3 protein-coding genes are annotated in these 1,560 nt (G+C 27.7%); all 3 read right to left on the reverse strand.

The features are described 5' to 3' along the window. A partial coding sequence (locus tag SVN78_11085) for a hypothetical protein (GenBank protein ID MDY6822149.1) occupies positions 1 to 183 on the reverse strand: 183 nt, incomplete at its 3' end. After that, positions 176 to 526, reverse strand: coding sequence for a hypothetical protein (locus tag SVN78_11090; protein MDY6822150.1), 351 nt, complete (start codon positions 524 to 526; stop codon positions 176 to 178). The genes SVN78_11085 and SVN78_11090, both read right to left, overlap by 8 nt. A 35-nt stretch (positions 527 to 561) precedes the next feature. Continuing rightward, on the reverse strand, positions 562 to 1,560 hold a 999-nt coding region (locus tag SVN78_11095; protein ID MDY6822151.1), incomplete at its 5' end, for a PD-(D/E)XK nuclease family protein.

Below are 1,560 nucleotides of genomic sequence, written 5' to 3' on the forward strand. Positions count from 1 at the left end.
ATATAATTTTTCAAAATCTTTATTAAAAAATACATACAATGGGTGGTTTTCTATCGCTTTGCCATAGATTCTATAATTGATTGACTGTATTATTTCTTTATATTTCATACGAATACTTTTGTTTTTAAATTTCACATCATTTTGTATAATACTTTCATATTTTTTAGATAAAATATCACGCATTAAGTCCCCCATTCTTGTTTGGAGATTTATTTTGAAATCGCCGACCTTTATTGTTTTTCTTGACATAACAAAAAACCTCCTTAGGTTTAACATCGTCAACTCTTACTACAATCGGGTTGGCACTATTATTAGTAATGTAATATATTTTTTTACCAACAAACGCTTTGTACATAATAATTCCTCTATTATTTTCAAAATCTACGTGTACTCTTAAGTTTAAAACAAATGTATTTTTTAATTCTGGTATTTTTGGATAGATGTTTTTAATAAAATACCTAAATGTTTCTTGTGTGGCAATTGAAAATGGTTTTTTTGTTATTTCAAGCAACTTATTTGCCTTCATTTGTTTGCTCCTCCCTTTTTTTATTTTTGTATTACTTAATTTTTTGATTCAAATTTTAGTGTGTTTTTTGATTTTAAAACAAAATAATCCTTAACTAAATCCTCAAATCTTTCATCATTAATTAATTCATTTGTATTTATTTTTAAATATTTTCCCAATTCTTCTTCTGTTGTTCTATTAATTATTTCAGAAATAACATCTGAAGCATTTGCTTTGCGTTTAAACGAATAATATGAAGTAGTTTCGTAATAAACTTTATAATTATCTGCATCAACAACTTCATCGGTATCAATAACGTTTTTTACTCTTTTTTCAATATCACTTGCCAATTGTTTCAAAACATGTGCTTTTTTCATAGCTTCAACAATGCCTTCTTTTGTTGTTAAATCTGGAATATTTAAATCTTGTGCCAAAGGGCATGCGTGAATTACTTGACAATAAGAACAGTGTTGCCCTACTTTTGGTTTAAACTCAGTATCAGACTCAATAATTTTAATTAGTTCTTTCAAATATTTTTTTACGGAATCAATTATATCTGTATCTATTTTCGATATGGTTATTTCTTTTGTTCTCAATTTTATAAATCCAACTTCATCAGGATATTTTCCATATTTAGCTTTTGTTAAAATTGCATATATGTATAATTGCAATGTATCTGGCTCGCTTCTACCTGTTTTCCAATCTAAAACTATCAAGTTGCCATTTTTTTCTTCTATTACCAAGTCTATAATACCTCTTAAAAATCCTTGCTCACTGTTTGGGTCAACTAAATTGAAGTTTTCATCAACCCATACATCTTGTTCTGATTCAATATTTTCAATATCAAACTTTGAATCTAAAAAACCCAATACTAAATTTCCGTTATCGAAAAACCGTTGTGCATCTTTTAAGGAACTAATTTGAAGATTTACAAATGGTGTTTCTTCACCTTGTAATACCGCTCTAATGTTTTCGTGCACATATGTTCCTAAGTTAGCCGCCTCGCCGCTTGCATAACTAATTTTATCAACATAATGTTTTTTATAGGCAAACGG

Source organism: Deferribacterota bacterium, assembly GCA_034189185.1.
Taxonomy (GTDB): domain Bacteria; phylum Chrysiogenota; class Deferribacteres; order Deferribacterales; family UBA228; genus UBA228.

Bases quoted from the DNA above. Each gene is read 5' to 3' on its own strand.
- SVN78_11090 (MDY6822150.1), bottom strand. From the start codon at position 526: ATGAAGGCAAATAAGTTGCTTGAAATAACAAAAAAACCATTTTCAATT.